This window comes from Mycolicibacterium baixiangningiae (assembly GCF_016313185.1).
In the GTDB taxonomy this organism is placed as follows: Bacteria; Actinomycetota; Actinomycetes; order Mycobacteriales; family Mycobacteriaceae; genus Mycobacterium; species Mycobacterium baixiangningiae.
In genome coordinates, this window is the sequence record NZ_CP066218.1 from 4100325 (window position 1) to 4119463 (window position 19139).

At 66.6% G+C, this 19139-nt stretch carries 18 protein-coding genes; 14 read left to right on the plus strand and 4 right to left on the minus strand.

Features of this window, described 5'->3' with window-relative positions; genetic code table 11:
• The first annotated feature begins 108 nt into the window (after positions 1-108).
• Positions 109-1281 (plus strand): acyl-CoA dehydrogenase family protein, encoded by a 1173-nt coding sequence (locus tag I7X18_RS19395; RefSeq protein ID WP_193043648.1) that lies wholly within the window; start codon positions 109-111, stop codon positions 1279-1281.
• Entirely contained in the window at positions 1278-2099 is an 822-nt protein-coding gene (locus I7X18_RS19400) for a mycofactocin-coupled SDR family oxidoreductase (RefSeq protein WP_193043649.1), read from the plus strand. The genes I7X18_RS19395 and I7X18_RS19400 overlap by 4 nt, the downstream gene beginning before the upstream one ends.
• On the opposite strand, the gene I7X18_RS19405 is transcribed toward I7X18_RS19400, so the two are convergent.
• The gene (locus tag I7X18_RS19405; RefSeq protein WP_193043650.1) at positions 2053-3006 is read right to left on the minus strand and encodes an alpha/beta hydrolase; all 954 of its coding nucleotides are present in this window, start codon (positions 3004-3006) and stop codon (positions 2053-2055) included. The genes I7X18_RS19400 and I7X18_RS19405 overlap by 47 nt on opposite strands.
• A gap of 225 nt (positions 3007-3231) precedes the next feature.
• On the minus strand, positions 3232-3684 hold the full coding sequence (locus I7X18_RS19410; protein ID WP_193043651.1) for a MaoC family dehydratase: 453 nt from the start codon (positions 3682-3684) through the stop codon (positions 3232-3234).
• 1183 nt (positions 3685-4867) lie between these two features.
• Here I7X18_RS19410 and I7X18_RS19415 point away from each other — a divergent pair.
• From I7X18_RS19415 to I7X18_RS19425, 3 genes are read left to right on the plus strand one after another with little or no spacing between them, the layout of a single operon-like run.
• Entirely contained in the window at positions 4868-5617 is a 750-nt protein-coding gene (locus tag I7X18_RS19415; protein WP_193043652.1) for a hypothetical protein, read from the plus strand.
• Positions 5617-7740, plus strand: a complete 2124-nt coding sequence (locus tag I7X18_RS19420) for an Rv1355c family protein (protein WP_193043653.1) — start codon at positions 5617-5619, stop codon at positions 7738-7740. Before I7X18_RS19415 ends, I7X18_RS19420 begins: the two co-directional genes overlap by 1 nt.
• 14 nt (positions 7741-7754) lie before the next feature.
• Positions 7755-9566, plus strand: coding sequence for a putative bifunctional diguanylate cyclase/phosphodiesterase (locus I7X18_RS19425; RefSeq protein WP_226862602.1), 1812 nt, complete (start codon positions 7755-7757; stop codon positions 9564-9566).
• Here I7X18_RS19425 and I7X18_RS19430 read toward each other — a convergent pair.
• Positions 9528-10418 carry an FAD-dependent oxidoreductase gene (locus I7X18_RS19430; protein ID WP_193043654.1) on the minus strand — a complete coding sequence of 297 codons (891 nt, stop codon included), beginning with the start codon at positions 10416-10418 and terminating at the stop codon, positions 9528-9530. The two genes, I7X18_RS19425 and I7X18_RS19430, sit on opposite strands and share 39 nt — an antisense overlap.
• A 482-nt stretch (positions 10419-10900) precedes the next feature.
• On the opposite strand from I7X18_RS19430, the gene I7X18_RS19435 reads away from it, so the two are divergent.
• The gene (locus tag I7X18_RS19435) at positions 10901-11578 is read left to right on the plus strand and encodes a TetR family transcriptional regulator (RefSeq protein ID WP_193043655.1); all 678 of its coding nucleotides are present in this window, start codon (positions 10901-10903) and stop codon (positions 11576-11578) included.
• A gap of 55 nt (positions 11579-11633) precedes the next feature.
• Positions 11634-12284: a ScbR family autoregulator-binding transcription factor gene (locus I7X18_RS19440; RefSeq protein ID WP_198730462.1), complete on the plus strand. Its 651-nt coding sequence runs from the start codon at positions 11634-11636 to the stop codon at positions 12282-12284.
• 6 nt (positions 12285-12290) lie between these two features.
• Here I7X18_RS19440 and I7X18_RS19445 read toward each other — a convergent pair whose 3' ends face one another.
• The gene (locus I7X18_RS19445; RefSeq protein ID WP_193044009.1) at positions 12291-12653 is read right to left on the minus strand and encodes a PAS domain S-box protein; all 363 of its coding nucleotides are present in this window, start codon (positions 12651-12653) and stop codon (positions 12291-12293) included.
• 149 nt (positions 12654-12802) lie between these two features.
• Between I7X18_RS19445 and I7X18_RS19450 the strand changes: the two genes are divergently transcribed.
• The 7 genes from I7X18_RS19450 (at position 12803) to I7X18_RS19480 (ending at position 18960) form a co-directional block, all read left to right on the plus strand.
• Positions 12803-14035, plus strand: coding sequence for an acyl-CoA dehydrogenase family protein (locus I7X18_RS19450; RefSeq protein ID WP_193043657.1), 1233 nt, complete (start codon positions 12803-12805; stop codon positions 14033-14035).
• Positions 14036-15178 carry an acyl-CoA dehydrogenase family protein gene (locus tag I7X18_RS19455; RefSeq protein WP_193043658.1) on the plus strand — a complete coding sequence of 381 codons (1143 nt, stop codon included), beginning with the start codon at positions 14036-14038 and terminating at the stop codon, positions 15176-15178.
• A gap of 67 nt (positions 15179-15245) precedes the next feature.
• Positions 15246-15839, plus strand: a complete 594-nt coding sequence (locus tag I7X18_RS19460; protein WP_193043659.1) for a TetR family transcriptional regulator — start codon at positions 15246-15248, stop codon at positions 15837-15839.
• A gap of 201 nt (positions 15840-16040) precedes the next feature.
• Complete coding sequence (locus tag I7X18_RS19465) at positions 16041-16514, plus strand: hypothetical protein (protein WP_193043660.1); 474 nt, start codon at positions 16041-16043, stop codon at positions 16512-16514.
• Positions 16515-16728: 214 nt separating this feature from the next.
• Positions 16729-17025, plus strand: coding sequence for a hypothetical protein (locus I7X18_RS19470; RefSeq protein WP_193043661.1), 297 nt, complete (start codon positions 16729-16731; stop codon positions 17023-17025).
• Between the two features lie 7 nt (positions 17026-17032).
• Positions 17033-18277 (plus strand): cupin domain-containing protein, encoded by a 1245-nt coding sequence (locus I7X18_RS19475; protein WP_193043662.1) that lies wholly within the window; start codon positions 17033-17035, stop codon positions 18275-18277.
• Positions 18278-18408: 131 nt separating this feature from the next.
• Entirely contained in the window at positions 18409-18960 is a 552-nt protein-coding gene (locus I7X18_RS19480) for a hypothetical protein (RefSeq protein WP_193043663.1), read from the plus strand.
• Positions 18961-19139 lie beyond the last annotated feature (179 nt).

Below are 19139 nucleotides of genomic sequence, written 5' to 3' on the forward strand. Positions count from 1 at the left end.
CCTGACTATCGGGGCCTCCGAGGGGCCCGGTCGGGACACATCGTATTGGATATACGATATTGGCGGCCAGCCACCCTGTGCGCCGTCCGACTCGACTGGAGGTTGTCGATGAGCGAAGTCAGTGACGAGGATTTCCGCGAAATCCTCGCGCAGACACGGCATTTCGTCAGGACCGCGGTGGTTCCGCGCGAGCCCGAGATCCTCGCCGAAGACAAGGTTCCCGACGATCTGCGGGAGCAGTCCAAGAAGATGGGCCTGTTCGGCTACGCGATTCCGCAGGAGTGGGGCGGTCTCGGGCTGGACCTGACCCAGGACGTCGAACTCGCCATGGAGTTCGGATACACCTCCCTGGCGCTGCGCTCGATGTTCGGCACCAACAACGGCATCGCCGGTCAGGTGCTGGTGGGCTTCGGCACCGATGAGCAGAAGCAGCGGTGGCTCAGCGACATCGCTTCCGGCGACGTCGTCGCCTCGTTCGCGCTGACCGAACCGGGTGCGGGCTCGAATCCGGCGGGGCTACGCACCAAGGCGGTGCGCGACGGCGCCGACTGGGTGATCACCGGCCAGAAGCGCTTCATCACCAACGCCCCGACCGCGAACCTCTTCGTCGTCTTCGCCCGCACCCGGCCCGCCGACGCCCAGGGCGCGGGGATCGCGGTGTTCCTGGTGCCCGCCGACTCCGAGGGTGTCGAGGTCGGCGTCAAGGACGCCAAGATGGGGCAGGAAGGCGCCTGGACCGCCGATGTCAACTTCACCGACGTCCGGGTACCCGCCTCGGCACTGGTCGGCGGCAGCGAGGACATCGGCTACCGGGCGGCGCTGACCACGTTGGCGCGCGGGCGCGTGCACATCGCCGCATTGGCCGTCGGCGCCGCACAGCGTGCGCTCGACGAATCCGTCGCCTACGCCGCCACTGCGACGCAGGGCGGCCAGCCGATCGGCGATTTCCAGCTCGTGCAGGCGATGCTGGCCGATCAGCAGACCGGGGTCATGGCGGGCCGGGCACTGGTCCGCGACGCCGCGCGGCAGTGGGTCACCGGTGAGGACCGGCGGATCGCACCGTCGGCGGCCAAGGTGTTCTGCACGGAGATGGCCGGTCAGGTCGCCGATCTGGCGGTACAGATCCACGGAGGGAGTGGTTACATGCGCGAGGTTCCGGTCGAGCGGATCTACCGCGATGTGCGGCTGTTACGCCTGTACGAGGGCACCAGTGAGATTCAACGCCTGATCATCGGTGGCGGACTGGTGAAGGCCGCGAAGCGGGCGGCGGCGAATTCATGACAGGCCGGCTCACTGGGAAGGTCGCCTTCATCACCGGAGCGGCCCGCGGACAGGGACGCGCACACGCGATCCGGATGGCGGCAGAGGGTGCCGACATCATCGCCGTCGACGTGGCAGGCAAGCTCCCGTCCTGCGTGCCGTATGACCCGGCCACACCCGAGGACCTCGCCGAAACAGTGCGGCTCGTCGAGGCGACCGGTCGTCGGATCCTCGCCTCGGTCGCCGACATCCGTGACATCGACGCACTCAGCGACGCCGTCGATACCGGTGTGGCGGAACTGGGCCGGCTCGACGTCATCATCGCCAACGCGGGCGTGTCCGCACCGCAGGCGTGGGACGCCATCTCCCCCGACGACTTCCGCGATGTCATCGACATCAACGTGACCGGTACCTGGAACACCGTGATGGCGGGCGCACACAGGATCATCGACGGCGGGCGGGGCGGCAGCATCATCCTCATCAGTTCAGCCGCGGGGCTGAAGATGCAGCCGTTCATGGTCCACTACACCGCCAGCAAGCATGCGGTGACGGGGATGGCGCGGGCGTTCGCCGCCGAACTGGGCAAGCACAAGATCCGGGTCAACAGCCTGCATCCGGGTGCGGTGAACACACCGATGGGAACCGGCGACATGGTGTCGGCGCTCCAGACGGCGTACGCGACGAACCCGCCGCTGGAGAAGATGGTGACGCCGTTCCTGCCCGACTACCTCGCCCAGCCCGAGGACATCGCGGATGCGGCCTGCTGGTTGGCAAGCGATGAATCCCGCTACGTCACAGCGGCGTCGATCGCGGTGGACCTGGGTTCGACGCAGTTCTGAGGCCGAACACCCGGTCGAGGAACGCCGCCTGGTCCGTCGCGGCCCTGTCGTGCCATTGGTGGCCGGGCCAGACGTCGAAGTGGTCGCACGGATAGTGGTGCACCTGCGCCCCGGCCTGTGCGGCGGTTCGGGCGACGGACCCGGCCGGCACGAACCGGTCGAAGTCGGCGATCTGTACCAGCACCGGCACCCGGATCTGCTTGGCGGACCGGCCCGTTCGCACCTTGACCAGTTCCATCCCGATCCCGGCGTCGATCTCGTTGCGCCACGTCGGACCCGCTATCGACAGGTAGCTCTCGTAGGCGCCCTCCAGCGCCAGCGCACCGGGCTGTCCCGGGCGCGCCGCCAACGGCATCAGTGACGGTGCGCGGCCGCGGGCGAGCGCGACGCGGCTCTTGAGCCCCACCAGGGTCCAGCGCAGTGCGGCACCGATATCGCGGTGCGCCACGGCGGCTCTGCTCGCCGCCAGCCCACTGGTGAGCGGGGTCATCGCGACGACCGCCGCGACGTCCGCTCGCCCGGCCGCCACCCGGATGACGTGGCTGCCGGAGAACGACGACCCCCACAGCACCACCCGTACGGGATCCACCCCGGGCAAGCGCTGCGCCGCCACCACCGCCGCATGGAAGTCCCGCAGTTGGCGGTGTACCGAGACGCTCTGGCGCGGTAGACCCTCCGATGCGCCGAAGCCCCGGTAGTCGAATGTCAAGACGTCGGCGCCCGCACTGCAGAACCGCTCGGCGAAGGGTGCCAGCCCCGAGTCCATGGTGCCGCCGAAGCCGTGTGCCATGACCACCACGGGCCGCCCGTACGGACCGGCAAGCCGGTCGGATTCGCTGCGGAAGTGCCGGCCTGTGCAGCGGGTGTCCATCGAGGTGAAGGACACCTCGTCATAGGTGGCGGTCATGGTTGGGGGCGCTCCTCCGACTCGGTGATGCCGGTGACGTTCGCACATGCCGAACAACCCGGCGAGCATCGTGTGGACGCACGTCTCCGGAACCGAGGGGGAGCGGCAGTTCGACCGACTGCGTCGGGTGCGTCTGACCCACGTGTGCTCCTCACCGTGTGATGGGGAGCACACTAACCACGGGTCATGACAACCGTCAACGAGCTCTGACAGCTGCCGGAGGGCTCAGGCGATGTAGCGGACGATCGACTCGGCGACGGCGGCGGGTTTGTCCGCTCCCTCGATCTCCACGGTGATCGTGGTCGTGGCCTGGACGGCATTGTCGAGCCGGTCCACCTTGCTGATCTCCGCACGGGCGCGCACCCTGGCACCCACCTTGACGGGGTTGATGAAACGAACCTTGTTGTAGCCGTAATTGATCCCCATCGCGATGTTGTCGACCGCGTAGAGCTGATGGCTGAAGTGAGGCAGCAGCGACAGTGTCAACAGCCCGTGTGCGATGGTGCCGCCAAACGGTCCGTCGGCCGCCTTCTCCGGATCAACGTGGATCCACTGGTGGTCGTCGGTCGCATCAGCGAACAGGTTGACCCGGTCCTGCGTGATCTCAAGCCATTCGGTGGGCCCGATCGAGCTGCCCTCGGCGGCTACGAACTCGTCCAAGCCGTTGAAGGTCTTCACGGGTGTCTCCTCTCCGGCGCGGCGCGCCACGTCTCGCTTCGCACCCTACGGTTGGCGCTCTATGCCGATCGGCGCCGGGGCGCGCCGCGGGTCTGCCGCAGGCGTCGTATATAGCGGACTGCGAGTTTGCCGGAATTGCGTCGCATATATCGCATGCGGGCGGGAACACTCCATTGTTCGGCCAGCTGATCCCAGATTCACTAATCGATTGCGACTTTGCACGATCGGCCATTCGAAACAGCCGGCGGAAGTGTGCCATTTGTTGGCACCTGCAACAAACTCGGGCGCCACGAAGGACAACCGCACTATCGGCGTCGATTGCCGAGAATGCGGTGAGCAATCTCGGGGTATTGTCCTGCGCAACCATCGGCGGGATATTGACGCCCGCGAGGGGGCGGGGTTTGCGTCCAATGAGCACGCGAATACCACTCGATCGGCCCGCTCTGCTCGCCGCCGACTCAGGTCGCCCCCGGCGTCGTCGAGCAACCGGGTCAGGCTTACCGGTACCCGACTCTGGTCAACGCTTTGATCGCCGATCGTGCCGCGCATACGGCACCGAGCACCGCCACAACGGCGCCGGACCCTGACGAACAGCACCCGTGGTCTCACTTCTGGCAAACACGTCGGCACCCCCCGGGTCCGACGCCGGGCGCGGCTCACAAGCCCGCGTCCGCCAGTCCCGCAGTCGGCGCGGAACGTGCTGCCAGACCGGTGCATCGACCCCCGCGGCGGGCGCGGAGAGGGCCCCTGGAGACGGGTTGGCCGCCGACGAGCGCGGGACGTTGCGGGTCCGTCGGGCTCAACGGCCTCACAACGGCGCGGCCTGGACGGTGAGAAGTGTCACAACCTGACACAACCGGCAAACATCAGAAAAACGCCGTCAGGCGTGTCGCGTCGGGCGTAACACGGTCGATGCAATCGCAAAGTTCGCCGGAAACCACACGCGGACAAACAACCAGCGGAGACCTGCTATTGGCCGATTGCCATAACTGGACTGGCGCGTACAAACCGCGATCTGGCCGCTGTACTCATAACGCAATACTGGACAAGATTTTCTCGCTAGCTGGAATAGAACCCACTAAGAGCGGGATACTCAACTTTGCGTATTCGCAACACCGCGTTACGCGCACCATGACCAGCCGTCCCCACCCCCGCGAGGCGGCTACCCGAAGGACGGACACCTATGACTGTTGCCCAGCTAGACACCCTGACCCCCGGGATCCTCGACCTGGATCGGAGCCCCAGCTGGTGGGACGCCGCGAGCCAGTGCACGATCGTCGTGGCCCACCCCACCACCGAGCCCGAACTGTGGGCCGATTATGTTCGCGGTGCGCAGCTCAGCTACCACAAGCACGGCGTGGAGCGCGCACTCGACAGCACGGCCATGGAGCGCGGGGACGACACCGCGCTCTTCTGCGCCGGCATCAACGAGGCAGGGCAGGTGGTCGGCGGCGTTCGCGCCAAAGGCCCGTACGACGCGGTCGAAGAATGCCACGCGGTCGTCGAGTGGAGCGGTCAGCCCGGGTTGGACGCGGTGCGGAAAATGGTGGGTGATCGCCTTCCGTTCGGTGTCGTGGAAATAAAATCGGCATGGGTGAGCGACGACCCCGAACAGAGCCGGGCACTCACCGACGTCCTGGCCCGTATCCCGCTGCATTCCATGGCCTTGCTCGACGCACAATTCGCCGTCGCGACTGCCGCCGCATATGTGTTGAATCGCTGGCTGTCGTCCGGCGGTGTTCTGGCCGCGAAGATTCCCGCGACTCCATATCCGGACGCCCGTTATCAAACCAAGATGATGTGGTGGGACAGGCGGACATTCGCCAATCACGCCGATCCCAAACAAGTTTCGACGTTCTTCGCAGAGACGCGCCAGATCAGCGCTCATCTGGACGGAGTCGGTGTCGCGGTCGCGGCTGCTGCCACCGTCTGATGGCACGATCTGTCGACGATCCCTACACCGCCGTACTGCTCACCGAGGAGGATGACAGCGACACCCTGTCCGCACTACGGGCCGATTCCGGGATCGAGTTCATCGACCGGGTCGCGGAACTGCGTGAGGCGATGGCCGAACTGCGTCCGCCCGTCGACGCCGGCTTGTCCGACGAGCCCGCCCGGTGGGCGTACTTCCCGTGGCGCCGAACCGTTGTCGGCGTCCTGGGGCCGCATGCCCACCGCCGGCTCCGGCTCGACCGCAACCGCAACCTGATCACCGCGGAGGAGCAACTGAGGCTCGGCCGGTTGCGCATCGGCGTCATCGGTCTCAGCGTGGGCCATGCGGTGGCGCATACTCTTGCGGCGCAAGGCGTTTGCGGAGGATTGCGGCTCGCCGACTTCGACGGGCTCGAGGTGTCCAACCTCAACCGCGTGCCCGCGAGTCTGGTCGATGTCGGCATCAACAAGGCCGTGGTCGCGGCCCGGCGCATTGCCGAACTCGACCCGTATCTCTCCGTGCAGGTGATGACCGAGGGTGTCACGCCCGCGACGGTCGAGAAGTTCCTCGACGGGCTCGACGTGGTGGTCGAGGAGTGCGATTCGCTGGATGTGAAAGTCCTGGTGCGCGAGCACGCACGGGCCCGCCGCCTCCCGGTGCTGATGGCGACCAGCGATCGCGGTCTGCTCGACATCGAACGCTTCGACCTCGACCCTTCGCGGCCGCTGCTGCACGGGCTTCTCGGCGATATCGACTCCGCGGCGCTGTCCGGACTGACCAGCAAGGACAAGGTCCCCTACGTACTGCGCATCCTCGATGCGGCCGCCCTGTCGCCGCGGATGGCCGCGTCGCTGGTGGAGGTGGGAACCAGTCTGACGACGTGGCCGCAACTGGCCGGTGAGGTCGCATTGGGCGCCACCGCCATCACCGAGGCCGTGCGCCGGATAGGGCTCGGGGAGCCGCTGGCGTCGGGACGCGTCCGCATCGACGCCGCCGCTCTGCTCGACGGCGTCGACGATCCGCTCGCTTCTCCGCCCGTCGACATCACCGCCGACGAGACCGCGCCCGACCACGCGGCGGGCTCGCTGGCCGAAGAAGTCGCCGCCGCAGCCGTGCGAGCGCCTTCGGGCGGCAACGCGCAGCCCTGGCACATCGAATCTCGTCGTGACGCCGTGTACCTGTGGGTCGCGCCAGAAGCCACGACCGCGATGGATGTCGCATACCGCGGCAGCGCCGTGGCTCTCGGCGCTGCCGTTTTCAACGCGCGGGTCGCCGCCGCCGCACACCACCGCCTCGGTGGCGTGGATCTGGAACGCGGCGACGAGGGCACACCGCTGCGCGCCGTCGTCCATCTCGGCCCCGGTGAGAACCCCGATCTGGCCCGGCTCTACCCCGCGATGATGCGGCGGGAAACCAACCGGCAGCACGGTTCCGGTACCCCGATCGGTGCCGACGAGGTCGAGGCGCTGGCAGCGGCGGCGCATGCCGAAGGCGCCCGCCTGACGATGCTCACCGAGCCCCATGACATCGCACGCGCGGCGGAGATCCTGGCGGCGACCGACCGGATCAGGTTCCTCACCCCGCACCTGCACTCGGAGATGTTCTCCGAGCTGCGGTGGCCGGGAGATCCGGCGCCCGACTCCGGTATCGACGTGCGTACGCTCGAATTGGGGGCGACAGATCTGGTGAAACTCGACATCCTGCGCCGGGGTGAAGTGATGGCCAACCTGGCGAACTGGCAGGCGGGGGCGGCCCTGGGCGACGACACCTACGAGCGTCTGACCTCCAGCGCCGCGCTGGGCGTTGTCTCGGTGAAGGGACGGACGCTCACGGACTACCTGCGCGGGGGTTCGGCGACGGAAGCGGTGTGGATCGCCGCCGAACAGCACGGCGTGGCCACCCATCCGGTGTCGCCGGTCTTCCTCTACGCCCACGACGAGCGGGAACTCGCCGAGTTGTCCCCCGCGTTCGCCCGTGAACTCGGTGAGTTGCAACACCGGTTCCGTGCGCTGACCGGTACCGGTGCAGACGAGTCGGAGGCGTTGGTTCTACGCTTCTCCATCGCGTCGCGACCCGCGATGCGCAGCAGACGCCGCAGACTGAGCAGCGCGGCGCCCGCGTGATACCGGGAACGGAGATGACCGTGCCGCGAAACCTCGAGGTCCTCGTGACGTCGGTGGCGACGGATTTGATGGCGGTCACGGCGGCGACGTCGTCGGAGGTCAGCGAACGCGTGCTGGGCGACCTCGTGGCCTACTTCGACGTCGACCTGAGTTTCCTGCGGCACCACGATCACCGCGTCCACACCTCCGAACTCGTCGCCGAATGGCCGCCACGCCCGGCCACCGCGGCGCCGGACCCGTTGAAGATCGTGTATTTCTCCGACGCCGATCCGGTCTTCTCGCAGACCGAGCGCCTCTCTGAACCCACCATCCTCCGGGCAGAACCGTCGAAGGCGACGGGCTCCCGCGGGGCGGCCGTCGTGGCCGAGGTGCCGCTGCGGTCCGGGGACGTCACCACCGGCGTGCTCGGCTTCGTGAAGTTCGGTGAACGGACCTGGCAACGGGAAGAGCTCAACGCGCTCAGAGCCATCGCCTCGCTGTTCGCCCAGGTGCAGGCGCGCATCGCCGCCGAGGACCGCCTCCGGTACCTCGCCGACCACGACGATCTGACGGGTCTGCACAACCGCCGCGCCCTGCTCGGCCACCTCGACAGCCGACTGGCCGCCGGCTGCCCCAGCCCCGTGGCGGTGCTGTTCTTCGATCTCGATCGGCTCAAGGCGATCAACGATTACCTCGGCCACATCGCCGGCGACTGGTTCATCCGCATCCTCGCCGAGCGCCTGCAACAGGGCGGCGACGAGAAGTTCATCGCCCGCCTGGGAGGCGACGAGTTCGTCGTCGTACCGGCCGGGCCCATGACCGCCGACGCCGCGGAGAGTCTCGCACACCGACTTCAAGCCGTTCTGCGCGAACGGGTTTCGATCGACGGTGAAATGCTCACCCGGACGATCAGCATCGGTGTCGCGGTCGGGAGGCCCGGCTGTGACACCACCTCGGATCTGCTGAGCCGGGCCGACCAGGCGGTGCTGAGCGCCAAGAGCGCGGGTGGCAACTGCATCTCGGTCTTCACCGACCGGATGTCGGAGGAAATCGCACTGCGCAACGACATCGAAATGCACCTCCAGAACGTCATCGACAGCGGAGCTCTGGTCCTGCACTATCTGCCCGAGGTAGACATCCGCACCGGTGAGATCCTCGCCACCGAGGCACTCGTGCGCTGGCAGCATCCCACTCGTGGTCTGCTCTCCCCCGATCAGTTCATCGGTGTCGCGGAGTCCATCAATCTCGCCGGCGAGTTGGGACGCTGGGTGCTGCGCAACGCCTGCGCCGAATTCGCCCGCTGGCGTGCAGCGGGAGTGGGCGAGCGGATCGTGTTGCGCGTCAACGTCTCTCCGGTACAGCTGGTGACCGAGGGCTTCGTCGACTCGGTGGCGGAGGCGATGGCCGAGTTCGGGCTGGAACGCGGGTCGGTCTGTCTGGAGATCACCGAAAGCGTCGTCGTCCAGGACATCGACACCACTCGCGTCACCCTCGCGGGACTCAAGGAGGCCGGGGTTCAGGTCGCGATCGACGACTTCGGGACCGGCTACAGCGTGTTGTCGCTGCTGAAAACGCTGCCCGTGGACACTCTCAAGATCGACAAGAGCTTCGTGCAGGATCTCGGGTCGAACGCGGGCGATCTGGCGATCGTTCGAGCGATCATCGCACTGGCCGAAGCCTTCGGCCTCGAGTTGGTGGCCGAGGGCGTCGAAACCGACATCGGCGCACGGACACTGCTGCACCACGGCTGCCACCGGGCACAGGGTTTCCTGTTGTCCCGCCCGGTGCCCGGCGCCCAGATGGAGCGGCTACTGGCCGAAGGGCGGGTGCCCGTTCACTTCGCGTGAGCGGCGGTTCTCCGACCGGTTCCGCCGGGATTCGCGCAACGTCCTCGGCAATTGCCGATTGCTGGCGGAGCATGCGGCGGACGGCGCCGCGGCCGGCGGTGCGGGGGCGGGAGGCGCTGCCGCGAGCAGTTCCACCCGCGCGAACCGACTGCCGATCTCGCTGACCAGCGCCACCTCGGCCTCGTCGTCTCCGCGGACGTCGTCGTTGACGGTGGCCGCGACACGTGGTGCGAGCGTGATGCCGTGCCGGGCCCGAACGGCGTACGGACCGTCCGCGGTATCGAATACCGCACCGATGACGACACCCTCCTCGAACACGATCCGCTGCAGGCGCGCGTCGGTCTGCACATCGATGTCCCGCATGCTTGCCTGACCGTGCAGCCACGCCGCAAGCGGCACGGAACCGCCCGAAGTGGGCAGGGCGATCCTGCCGATCACCTTGACCTGGACGGGACGGTTGTCGATGGTGCGCATGGTCGTGGTGCGCCAATCGGTGACCCTGGTGTGCAGGAGCCCGTACGGCGAGCCGAGGCACTGTTCGGTCCATTTCGTCAGCCGGCCGCCGTAGAACGGTGGGACGTTCCGGCTGCGACGTTCGGCCGCGGTCAACGGGCGTACCGGGCGCACCGGGACCTCGGCGGCCGGTCGCGGCGCCGCCGGGAGGCCGTCGGTCAGTGCGGCGAAGTACGCCAGGGTCTCCTCGTCCGCCACCTGGTCGGCGGGCCAACCCCGATCATCGGCCGTCGGTGTGGCGACGAGTACCTCGACTCCTTCGTCGGCCGCCACCACCGCGCTGGCGAATGCACCCACAGCATCGCCCACACACAGCACGTCGACTTCGTGATCCCACATACGCGTTAAACACCTCGCCGTTGCTCAGAATTGTCCCGCCGGTCGGTCGGACGGCAGGTCGAGACACATTGCTGTCGTGACGGATCGCCCGGTAGATCCATGTTTCCGAAGCCAGGACCGGTGGACCGGTACTCATGCCCGGTGCGTCCACGACGCGCCGCTGGGGTCGGAAGGTGGGTCGCCACGGCCTGTGCGGGAATTCGAGGGGGTTTGCCAGAACAGGCCGTGGCAACCGAATGAAGGTACCATCGCGTCAGGCGGAACGAAAGCGTGGACGAGCAGGCCTCACCCTCGCCTCCGCTCCGGCACATGCGGCGCACATGCCCTGAACCCGAGATACTCGAAGTCATCACTGCTCGTACATTACATACCTTTTGGATGATTTGCACGGCGACCGGTAACCTAAAGTATGACCGCAGCCGCAGGTGCCGCGGCTCCGTCGCACCGCCCGGTGCGCGGCAGAGTGGAACCCGAGGGCGTGAGTGGCCGAGCAGGTCGACCGGAAAACCGACGCGACGCGTCACCAGATCCTTCGTGCTGCCGCAAAGCAGTTCGCGGTGAAGCCCTACGGGCTGGTGAACCTCGACGACATCCTGCTCGACGCAGCGGTCACCAAAGGCGCGATGTACCACCATTTCCGATCCAAGTACTCGCTTGCCTCGGCGATCGTCGACCAGTGGCTCGAGTCGAATCTGCAGATCATCGACGACACCGTGGCGCTGCGGCACTCCGGTATGGAGACCCTGGTCGACGTCACGTTCGCGATCGCGCTGAACGACATCGGTGATCACGTCACGCGAGCCGGCCTCAACCTGCTGGAGTCCGTCGGGCGTACCGACGGACTCCGTCGCCGCGCGTTCGACGCGTCACGAATCGCATTGTCCCCGCTCGCGCGCCGTGCGATCGAGGAAGGCGACGCGGCCGGGAGCATGGCGCCCGAGGACGTCGCGCGCGTGTTGGTCTTCCTCTATCTGGGCGTCCGGCAGGCCAACGACCCCGACGACCCGGCAGCTTTCCTGGGTGACCTGCACAGGGCATGGGAGCTGGTACTCCCCGGGCTCTCGGCGTCCGAGCGTCTCGGCTATCTGACGACATTCATCCGCCGGCGCAGCGCTCTGGCGATCAAGAGGGCCCGTCCACTTTCCACCGATACGCTATGACCGCGATCCGACGCGATACTGGCATCGACTTTCACCCGGGGATGGGCAGCGACACATGATTCGCCAGGCACGTTCTGAAGCGACCAGGCGCCGGATCATCGAGGCGGCGGTCGACCTGTTCAGCGAACGCGGCTACCCCGGAACCGGACTCGGCGACATCATCGAACGCGCAGAGATGACCAAGGGTGCGCTCTATTACCACTTCGACTCGAAGGAAGCCCTCGCGGCGGAGATCGTCGCGGAGGGCAGCACCCGACTGATGCGCACCTTCGACGCCATCAGCGAGTCCTCCTCACCCGCGCTGGAAAGCATCATCCACGGGACGTTCCTGGTCGTGGATCAACTCAGCACCGACAAGGTGGCCCGCGTCGGCATCGTGCTGATGCGGGTATTCGCCGGGTTCAGCCACTCCGCGGGAGGCACCTACAGCGGCTGGCTCTCGGCGATGGCCACCGATGTGGCCCGGGCCTGCGACGAAGGCGACGTGCGCGAGGGCGTGGACGTGATCGCGATCGCCGAGACTTTCGTCGGCGCCTTCGTCGGCGGAAGCCTGCTCTCCGACGCCGCCTCGGGCGGTTCGGATCAGCGCGAGCGGGTGACACGGCTGTTCGGGCTCGTCCTGCCCGCGATCGTCACCGACGAATCGCGGGACTACTTCACCGAATTCCTGGCACGCGAGGCCCGCCAACGGCCGGCAGAGGACTGACGCGGCTCACAACTCCTCTGACCACAGGCGTTCGGTGAGGTCGGTGAACGTCGCCAGTGCGACCGGGTCGTCACCGCGCACGAGTGCCGATTTGCTCATCCGTGCCCGCACGGTGGAGCCGTCCCGATGGACGAGCTCCACGACGAGGTCGGCATGGGCGCGGATCACCATCACCGGGGAGTCCTCGGCAGGCAGACGGTGGAAGATCTCCGAGAAACGCGACGCGGTCACTTCCTCGGTCCGATAGCCCACCATGTCGGCGAAAGCAGCGTTGGCGAACAGGAGCGCTCCGTCCTCCGCGATGGCGAGGACCGGCACGGGCAACCGCTCGAGCAGCACGAGCGCCGGCATGTCTCGGAGCAGCGACATCGGGGATCGATCGTCCTGGTCGTTCCGTCGCCGCTCCATCGAACGATTATCGCCCGAGCGCCGGTCGGCGCACTGTGAGGGCCGACTGGACTCTACTTGACTAACTAGGTTTACTCTGTGGGAACGCACACTGCAGACGAGGGTGGCCCATGGACTTGACCTGGTCAGATCGGGATTCGGCATTCCGCGACGAAGTGCGCACATTCCTCGCGGAGAAGTTGACACCGGACCTCCAGCGCGCCGGACGGTTGATGACCAGCGTCTACGCCGATCACGAAGCGAGCATGGCCTGGCAGAGCATCCTGCACGAACGTGGCTGGGCAGCGCCCGCGTGGCCGGTGGAGCACGGCGGCTGCGACTGGACCCTGACCCAGCACTACATCTTCAGCCGCGAATCCACGCTGGCGGGTGCGCCGTCCCTGTCGCCCATGGGGATCCGGATGGTCGCGCACGCGATCATCAAGTTCGGCACTGCGGCGCAGAAGGACTACTTCCTGCCCCGCATCCTCACCGGTGAGGTGTTCTTCTGCCAGGGCTACTCCGAACCGGAAGCCGGTTCCGACCTCGCCGCGCTGTCGATGGCGGCGGTCGACGACGGCGACGGTCTGGTGTGCACCGGCAGCAAGATCTGGACGACCCACGCCGCAGAGGCCAACTGGATGTTCGCCCTGGTTCGAACCACCCGTGCACCGAAGAAGCAGCAGGGCATCACGTTCGTGTTGATCGATATGTCGACCCCCGGCATCGAGATCCGGCCGCTGGTGATGACCTCGGGCGAGGAAGTCCAGAACCAGGTCTTTTTCGACGAGGTCCGCGTCCCCAAGAGCAATGTCATCGGCGAGATCGACGACGGCTGGACCGTCGCGAAGTACCTGCTCGAATTCGAGCGCGGCGGCGGGTCATCCGCACCCGCCCTGCAGGTGCTGGCAGAGGAGATCGCCACGGTGGCGGCCGATCAGCGCGGCGCCGACGGCGGGCGCCTCGTCGACGACCCGACCTTCGCCCGGCGTCTGGCCGACGCGCGCATTCGCACCGACGTCCTGGAGATCCTCGAGTACCGCGTACTGGCGACGGTGGCTGCCGGCAAGAACCCCGGGTCGGCGTCATCGATGCTCAAGGTCCTCGGCACCGAATTGAGCCAGGACCTCACGGAATTGGCGATGGTCGCCGCCGGCCCCCGGGCGCGCGTCTACCAACCGCATGCCACCTGCCCCGGCGGCCCCGTCGCCGAATACGAACCACCGGCGGACGGCTACGTCAGCGGTGAACCGTGGCAGGCGGTGGCTCCGCTGCGCTACTTCAACGATCGCGCCGGTTCGATTTACGCCGGCAGCAACGAGATTCAACGCAACATCCTGGCCAAGGCAGCATTGGGGCTGTAGATGGACTTCTCGCTCACCAAAGAACAGGAACTCCTGCGCGACGGGCTGACGAAATTCCTGTCGACCCGTTATGAACTCGAAAAGAGCCGCGCCGCAGCGAAAACCGGCGCGGGCTGGCAGCCGGAAATCTGGCGCGGCTTCGCCGAGGAACTCGGCATCCTGGGCGCAACGCTGCCCGAGGACGCCGGCGGAATCGGCGGCGGCGCGGTCGAGGCGATGGTGATCGCCGAAGCGCTCGGGCTCGCGTTGGTGGTCGAGCCGTTCGTCGATACCGTCGTGGTCGCCGGCGGGTTACTCCAGCGCGCCGGCGGTCAGACGGCGGCGACCCTGCTGGAGAAGATCGTCGAGGGCACCGCACTCGTCGTGGTCGCCGCGACCGAACCGACGTCGGGTGACAACTGGCGCGACGTGTCGACCACCGCCGAAAAGGACGGTGCGGACTGGGTACTCAACGGTGAGAAGGTCGTCGTCATGGGCGCTCCACTGGCCGGCCACCTGCTGGTCACCGCCCGCACCTCGGGTGGCAGGGACGACGAGCAGGGCATCTCGCTCTTCCTGGTCGACATGTCGTCAGTGCACGACGGCCTGACCGTTCACCCGTATCGGACGATCGACGACCGTCGTGCCGCGGACGTCGCGTTCGACGGTGTGCGGATATCCGGCGAGACGCTGCTGGGTGAGGCCGGGCGGTCCTGGCCGTCGATCGCCCGGGCCCGCGACGAGGGCGCCGCGGCCGTCTGCGCCGAAGCGGTGGGCGCGATGCGAAAGGTGCTCGCGGACACCGTGGAGTACTGCAAGCAACGCCACCAGTTCGGCACCCCCATCGGCAGTTTCCAGGTACTCCAGCACCGGATGGTGGACATGCACATGGAAGTCGAACAGTCAGTGGCCGCGACGTTTTTGGCGGTGCTCAACCTCGATTCAGACGACGACGTACGCGCCCGGGCGGTGTCGGCGGCCAAGGCGACGATCGGCCGGGCGGCGCGCTTCATCGGCCAGAACGCCGTTCAGCTGCACGGCGGCATGGGAATGACCGAAGAACTCGCCATCGGCCACTACTTCAAGCGCCTCACCGCACTGCAGTACGAATTCGGGTCCACCGACCACCACGTCGCCCGGTATGCGCGGCTGACCCGTCCCTAGCGTTGCGATCTGGACACGGGCCGACGAAGCCGGGTGCTGCGGGTCGTGGCGCCGCTAGCCTGGGACCATGTCCAGCCGGAGTGCGGCCCACCCCACTCGGCTGAGTGATCTCCATGGCGGGCGCTCCCCCATGTCTCGCCGGGTTTTCCACGCCGCGGCCGCGCTGCTCGACGAATGCGCGGACAGCGGTCTGTCGATGCCGGCGCTGGCCGCGCGGGCGCGGTTGGCACCCGCAGCGGTGAGCGCCCGCTTCCCGTCGATCGACGCGATGCTCGCCGAGCTCTACCTGCACCGGGTGTCGAGTCTGCCGTTGGTCGTCGATCCCGACGCGCCCGCCGCCGCGCGGGTGAGTGGTCAATTGCGGGCCGTCACTCTGGTGATGGCCGACGAGCCGACGCTGGCGGCCGCCTGCAGTCGTGCGCTGCTCCGTGCCGATGACCCGGCGGTGCGCAGTACGCGCGACCGGATCGGCGCCGAGGTGCAACGCCGGATCGCCGCGGCGTTGGGCACCGGGGCGTGGCCGGAAGTGCAGGCCACACTCGAGACGGTGTTCTGGGGTGCGCTCCTCCAAGTGCACTCGCGGGCCATCGACTACCGCGACATGGCCACCCGCCTCGACACGATGCTCTCGCTGATCCTGCCCGACAACACCGAGCGCTGAGCGCAGTAGGGACTCCTGCGCGAGGGTCGAACGAGTGCTCCGGTCGGCGTCGGAACGGCCAGGGCTAGGCGAAATCGAGTACCGGACTACGCATGTGGTTGCGCCGGCACGCTCCTAGCGTGAGTCCCGATGGCGAGCGCGAATCCGATAAGGCGCCATCGCGCGCCACGGGACGCGCCACTCGACTCGAAGGGACCTGCAATGACTGACTGGCAATGGGGCTGGCGATTCTGCCAGAAGTGCGGCAACATGCACTGGCCCGAGGTGAACGATGGGGTATGCCAAGGCGGCGGCGGTCACCGCGCGCAGGGAATGTTGTTCGCACTCCCCTTCAATCGAACCCTCAGCGCGAAGAGCGAGCGTAACTTCTACTTCTGCCGGTCCTGCAATTCGCTGTTTCAGCAGAAGGATTTCGGCGGTGGCAACGACCTCGGACGTTGCGCGGAAGGTGGGCAGCACGATCGGACCGACTCGTCCGAAATCGTACTCACCAAAGACAAGCCGGTGAAGAACGCGCAAGACAAATGGGCGGTGTGCGTGAACTGCCACGTCCTCTGGTTCGGCCCGGTCAACGGCCTGTGCCCGTCGGCACACCTCGGCCACAACCCGGGCGGAGGTAACTTCCCGATCTTTCACATCAACCACAGCACCAACCCAGAGAACTGGATCCCCTGAGCGCAGAATTCTTCTGCGCCAGCCGATCTCGGCGGAACCTTCGGGGCGTCCACCGTGTGGCCGGCGGTCCCGTGAAACGTTCGAGTAGCGCACTACTCTAGGCGCCTCACGCCGCCAGTCGTACCTTCACTCGTGACGCCGAGCCGCAAACCCGGTTCGCGCGGGGTTCCGAACACACCCCCGCAGAGCTGACCCGTCACCAAGGAGATTCACCATGTCTGACTCGAACACCGCTGCGGGCGATCCGGAAGATCTCACCGCAGCTGAACGCAGCATCCGTGACAAGCTAGGCGCGTTAGACGAAGTCGAGCTGACGCTGCAACAACCAGCCCAAACCCACTCCCTGAGCGATGACGACATCGAGATCGTCACCGCCACGTTCCGTGTGCCCTCGTCGGTGCTTCTCGGCAGTATGCGGGTCACACGCCGGCGCCGACGCATCGACCCATCGCTGGCCGACAACGACAGCACCGACCCAAGCACCTTCGACGGTCACGATCCAGCGATCTGAGCCTCGAATGGACGTCAACGTCGGCCCGTCAACCGCGGTCTCCGCAACTTCGGTACTCGGCCGCCTTATCGCTCCCGTCGAAGACCACCGCTTCTTCGTCAAGCACTGGGAACGAGAGCCTCTCCTGGTTCAACGGCACGACCCTCCTTACTTCGATGACCTCGTGACGCTGACCGACGTCGACACGATCCTCGCGGGTTCAGTCCGTCCCCCGCACCTGCGTGTCCTGCATCAGGGCAGCGAGGTCACACCTGGAGCGGATCGCTATCTCGATCCCGAGGCGGTGTACGCACACTTCCGTGACGGCTGCACGATCTCGCTGCAATTCCTGCACGAACGGATACCCCCGCTCGGCAACCTCTGTCGAGCACTATCCCGCCAACTCTCCGCAGCATGCCAGATCAATGCATACCTCACCCCGCCAGGAGAACAGGGGCTCGCGACGCACTATGACACCCACGACGTGTTCGCTTTGCAGATCTGTGGCAGCAAACGATGGCGGATCTATGACCAACCGGTCAGACATCCCCTCGAGGGGCAGACCGATTGCTGCAGCGGCGAGGGCCGATCCGAACCGACAATGGAATTCGACCTCACCGCCGGTGACGTTCTGTATCTGCCGCGCGGATTCGCTCATGACGCCGCTGCCACCGACTTGACGTCACTCCACCTCACAATCGGTGTTCGCCCGCTGACCTGGGCGCACACCATGCTCAGCGCAATGGAATCCGTCATCGAGCGCAACCCTCGGTATCGTCGATCGCTGCCTACTGGCTTCGCTTCCGACACCGACATCCAGCACACCGCCGCGTCGACTCTCGCGGAAATGCTCGAACTCGCATTGGCAGAGATCGGGCCAGAAGAGGTCATCGCAGATGCGGCTGCCGCCGCGCGCAGCAGAGCCATTCCCGCACTGCAGGGCCACCTTCTCGACCTCAATGCCATGCCGAATCTGCAGCACACCAGCCGAATCCAGCGCCGAGTAGATGTGCCGATGGCGGTCGGCCGTGCCGCTGACGGCCGCGCCGAACTCACTTCACCGGGAAAGACGCTGCGTATGCCTTCCCATCTTGCAGACGATCTCCACTTCATCGTGAAGGCCGGAGAATTCACCGCACACGATCTTCCAGGGACCCTCGACGACAGCGGACGGTTGACGCTCGTAAAGCGTTTGGTCCGGGAGGGGCTGCTGACCTGTCGAGACCTTCCAGCGGGAACTCGGCGGTCATCCAGTTCGGCCGCGGAAGAATGAGGCCCAGATGACGAAGCGCATCTGGCTAGGTATGGCGGTGGCCATGCTGGTGCGCTACCGAATACACGCATTCCCTCACAGCTCTGGGCACAACAGAAGTGAAATCCGGAGAAGGCCACCAGGGAGGTGTCATGCCAGACCAAGACCCGAGCAGTATGGAACAGCTTCACGACGATCTTCACACCGAGTACGGCAAGCTCGTCGACATCGTCAGCGGGTTCGATCAGCGGCTACTCACCATCAAAGGCTGGGGCGTCACCGTGAGCTTGGCCGGCTTGGGTCTCGGCTTCCAGCAGGGCCATTACGGGTTGTTTCTGGTCGCCGCGGTCAGCGGCGCAGCGTTCTGGCTACTCGAGGCGTACGCGAAGATGCACCAGATCCACTACTACCCACGCATGCGGGACATCGAGGTGACGGCGTACGAACTGTTCCGCGTTGACACCGCATCGGGCGCGGCGTCCTCACCGCTCATCGACTGGGGCTGGGAGACAGCGGGACAACGGATTCGCAAGCAGAAAGCCAAAGGCACACCCAATGAGCCCGTCCGCTACGCCGAGATGAGGGAGGAACGTTCCGTTCAGCCGTGGACGATGGCGCACGTGATGTTCCCGCATGTCGTGTCCATTGTCGTCGGCACAATCCTCTTCATCCTCGGGCTGGGCGGGGCCTTCGGGCAGATTTAGTCGTCGAAGCCCGGTCCCCGAGAAGCCATGCGGAACGGAGCCTCTGGAAATCCGATCACGGTCCGAGTGCTCGCCGACGACGCGGCCGTCCATTCCCTCGACGTATGACGCCGCCGTGTCATGAAGCGCTTCGAGCCGCGGCGGAGTTGCTCGCGAGAGGCCTCGCTGTCCCGCGCTCA